This is a genomic window from Streptomyces fuscigenes (assembly GCF_021556455.1).
GTDB lineage: Bacteria > Actinomycetota > Actinomycetes > Streptomycetales > Streptomycetaceae > Streptomyces > Streptomyces fuscigenes.
The window spans coordinates 1-3,576 of record NZ_JAKGCV010000513.1; the positions used below are offsets into that span (position 1 = coordinate 1).

The 3,576-nt window shown below is 75.4% G+C and carries 4 protein-coding genes; 1 reads left to right on the forward strand and 3 read right to left on the reverse strand.

The window, feature by feature from the left end; all coding sequences use genetic code 11:
- Positions 1–749, reverse strand: a 749-nt coding sequence (locus L1885_RS25490) for a phosphoribosyltransferase domain-containing protein (protein WP_235799519.1), incomplete at its 3' end; no start/stop codon positions are given.
- A gap of 20 nt (positions 750–769) precedes the next feature.
- The gene (locus tag L1885_RS25495) at positions 770–1,933 is read right to left on the reverse strand and encodes an HpcH/HpaI aldolase/citrate lyase family protein (RefSeq protein WP_235799520.1); all 1,164 of its coding nucleotides are present in this window, start codon (positions 1,931–1,933) and stop codon (positions 770–772) included.
- Between the two features lie 228 nt (positions 1,934–2,161).
- Between L1885_RS25495 and L1885_RS25500 the strand changes: the two genes are divergently transcribed.
- A complete protein-coding gene (locus tag L1885_RS25500; RefSeq protein WP_235799521.1) occupies positions 2,162–3,058 on the forward strand; it encodes a TerD family protein in 897 nt (298 codons plus the stop codon).
- 166 nt (positions 3,059–3,224) lie between these two features.
- Here the strand turns inward: L1885_RS25500 and L1885_RS25505 are convergent, their stop codons facing one another.
- Positions 3,225–3,455, reverse strand: a complete 231-nt coding sequence (locus tag L1885_RS25505; protein ID WP_235799522.1) for a DUF6480 family protein — start codon at positions 3,453–3,455, stop codon at positions 3,225–3,227.
- Positions 3,456–3,576: the final 121 nt, after the last annotated feature.

Consider the following 3,576-nt stretch of genomic DNA (forward strand, 5'->3'; position numbering starts at 1 on the left):
CGGGCCGGCCGCTGCGCGCCCTCGTGCGCCGCGACGAGCTCCCGGCCGCGCGCGAGGACGCCCTCGGGCAGGCGCACGGTCCCGGCGGCGAGGGTCACCAGGTCGACGCGGGCGCCGATCTCCCGCGCCAGCGCCGAGAGCCGGCCGCGGTCCGCCTCGGAGCGCATGTCGACCAGCGCCACGACGACGTACCTGCCGCGCGGGTAGCGGGCGTGCAGCGCGCGGACCGTGTTCAGGACGGTGTTGCCGGTGGAGAACTCGTCGTCCACGAGCACCAGGGGACCGTCCCCGGCCAGCAGCGCCGGGTCCTGCGGCAGGAGCAGGTGGGAGGTGGCGTGCGAGTGCGACTCCTCGAATCCGCCCGCCCGCGCGACGCCGGGCACCGGGCGGCGGGTCGAGTGCAGGTAGGGGGCGTCGCGCAGGCCGTCGGCGACGCTGTGGCCGAGGGCGGTCGCGGTCTCTGCGTAGCCGAGGACGACGGCCCGGCGGGCCTCCTCGGCGCCCAGCAGCTCCCGTACGCGCTCGCCGAGCCGTATGCCCGTGCCGTGCACGACGGAGGGGCTCTGGGGCACGTGCTTGCCGAGCACGTTCGACACGAGCAGGTGGGCCCGCTTGGGGTTGTCGCGCAGGGCGAGGCCGAGCAGGCCGGGCAGCCCGGCGTCGCCGGCGAGCTCGACGCCGAGCCGGTCGGACACCCAGGTGCCGGACCAGGTCTCCGCGTCCGCCGCCACCGCGCCTTCACGTCCCACCCGTACCTCCTGTCCCCCGGTCACCGCGCCAGTCCCGCCGCGAGCAGCTCCACGAAGCCGATGTCCTCGCGCGCCACGCCGAAGGCCTCGGCGCGCAGCAGCGTCCGCTCGGCCCAGGCGCGGTGCGGCTTCACCTCGTTCATCTTGTTCGTGTACGCGGAGCGCAGCACGCCGCCGTCGCCGCGCCCGGGGCTCAGGATGTCCCGCGCGTCCAGGTACTCCTCGTGGGTGACGACCGACAGCGCGTTGACCGGCATCACGTGCGAGGGGTGGATGCAGGTCTTGCCCAGCAGGCCGTTGGCGCGGTCGAGCTCGATCTCCCGCAGGAGGCCGTCGAGGTCGTGCTCGATCAGTGCCGCGCGCAGCGGCTCGGCCCGGCCCTCCTGGAACGGGCTGGCGCGCAGCTGGGGCTTGAACATGCGCTCCTGCAGCCGGAAGTACTCCCAGACCGGGCCGGTGATGGTGAAGCCGCTGCCGTCGGCCCGGCCCAGCACGTTGACGACGTCGGCGATGACGTGGGCGACGATCCCCACGTCGTAGGCCGTGGTGTCGGCGGCGCGGCGCAGCCCGTACGCGGAGCAGAAGTCCGTCACGCCGAGGCGCAGCGCGAGCACGCGGTCGCGGTACTTGTCGACGACTCCGGCGATGTCGAGGAGCGTGCCGGTCCTGGTCTCCAGGTGGAGCAGTTCGGGCGACTCCAGCACGGGCATCGCGAACAGCCGCTGCCCCGAGGCCCTCTCGGCCTCGGACAGCGCCTGGAGGAACGGTTCCCCCCGTTCGAGCGTGAACTTGGGCAGCACGAATCCGGACAGCAGCCGCACCGCGGGGCCGAGCCGCCGCGCCAGGTCGGGGATCTGGGCCGCCGCGCGGACCCGGACGAACAGCAGCGGCGTCCGCGCGCCGCCGGTCTCCAGCTCCCGCAGCTGGGCCACGAGGTTGGCCTCGCCCTCGGCGACCTCGCCGTCCGCGATGGAGTCCTCCAGGCACAGCACCATGGACCGCACGCCGAGTCCGTACTGCTTGAGCACGTCCGCGGCGAGGTGCGGCCGCGTGGCGGGGCTGTAGAGAGTGGCCCCGAGGGCCGCCGAGAGCAGCCGGGACGGGGAGTCGCGGGTGAACTCCGCGGGCTCCCGGTGGAACAGCCGTTCGCGCTCCCGCGCCGGGACATGCCCGAAATGACGCATCTGCCATCCCCCGTACTACCTGTAGTGCCCAGCCGGCCACCTCGAAAGGGTGGCCGGTAATAGTACGTATGAATCAATGTCGGCAGTTCCCCGCCCACGTGAAATCCTGATTGCCGTCGCACACACCTCCCGTGTGCCGCAAGCGCCCGCCCCGACATGCGAGGCGGCCGCCTCGGCCGCGGTCACCGCCCGGTGCCGCGTTGTCGCGCGGCGGGGCGGAAAGGCAGGATGGCCCGCATGACGCACGCGATGCTGAAGGGTTCGAACGTCCCGCTCGACACGGCGGCCGTACGGGCCGTGCTGCTGTGGACCCCGGGCCCGGGCGTGCCCGACGTGGACGCCTCGGCGCTGCTGCTCGGACGCGACGGACGTGTGCGCTCCGACGAGGACTTCGTCTTCTACAACCAGCCGCGCCACCCCTCGGGCAGCGTGCGGCGGCTGTCGAAGCGGCAGCGCGGCGACGCCTGGACGGACTCCGTGGAAGCCGACCTCGGCGCGCTCGACCCGTCGGTGGACCAGGTCGTCCTGGCCGCCTCGTCGGACGGCGAGCCCTTCGGCCACGTGACGGACCTGCGCATCCTGCTGTACGACGCGTCCGACGCGGAGGGCGAGCCGATTGCCCTGTTCGACGTACGGGCGGAGACGGGCGAGGAGACCGCGGTCATCTGCGGCGAGCTGTACCGGCGCGGCGACGGCTGGAAGTTCCGGGCGGTGGGGCAGGGCTACCCGACCGGCCTGGTGGGCCTCGCGACCGCCTTCGGCATCTCGGTCGACGAGTCGGAGGAGTCCGAGGCGGCCGCGGACGGGCAGGACGGCGGTGCCGGGGCGCCGGGAGCGGACGGCACCGGCGGCGGGGCGCCGGCCGCGAACCCCTCCGGCGGCGCGGGCATCCCCGCGCCCGCCGCGCCCGCCTACGGATATCCGCCCGTCGCCGAACCGGCAGCGCCCGCCTACGGCTACCCGCAGCCCACGTCCCCGCAGCCCGTCTCCGCCCAGCCGGTCGCCGCCCAGCCGTACGGGTACGGGTACCCGCAGCCCGCGGCGGCGGCGGCGCCCGCGCCCGATCCGGGCTTCCGGCTGCCGCCGATGGGTCCCCAGTTCCTGCACGACACCCAGGTGCACTGACCGGCGGCGTCGTCGGCGCGGGTGGCCGCGGACGCCTCCCGGGCAGCCCGCCGCCACGGGCGCACCGCACCTCGCGCGGCGCCCGCTCGGCTCTCCCGGTCCGCCGGGCTCACGGCCCGCGACCGGACGGCCCCGGGGCCTCACGGCCCCCGGCCGGGGACGCGGTTCACTGCGCGTTCACGACGACCGCGTAGGCCAGGAAGAAGCCGGCGACCGCGACGGCGAGCAGCACGATGAGCGTGAGCGGGGTGCCCGCCCAGCCCCTGGACGTCTCCTGGAGGGGTCCGGCCTCGGACGTGCTCCCCTCGGCGGGCGGGGTCTCGCCGGGCGGCACCCCGCCCCCGGGCTCCAGCCCGGCGGTGGTGAGCGGGTCGGGATCCTGATTGGTGGCAATCATGCGGGACGGGTACCCCGCGCGTGCTTTCCATGCGGCCCGCCCTCGCCCGGCCCGCCGCGCGCCCTCGGCCCGCACCGCGCGCCGCCCGACGGAAGCCCGTGCGGCGGTGCCGCCCGGCGGG

Excerpts from the sequence above, each read along its gene's own strand:
- L1885_RS25495 (WP_235799520.1), bottom strand. The coding sequence starts at position 1,933 with ATGCGTCATTTCGGGCATGTCCCGGCGCGGGAGCGCGAACGGCTGTTC.
- L1885_RS25500 (WP_235799521.1), top strand. The coding sequence starts at position 2,162 with ATGGCCCGCATGACGCACGCGATGCTGAAGGGTTCGAACGTCCCGCTC.
- L1885_RS25505 (WP_235799522.1), bottom strand. The coding sequence starts at position 3,455 with ATGATTGCCACCAATCAGGATCCCGACCCGCTCACCACCGCCGGGCTG.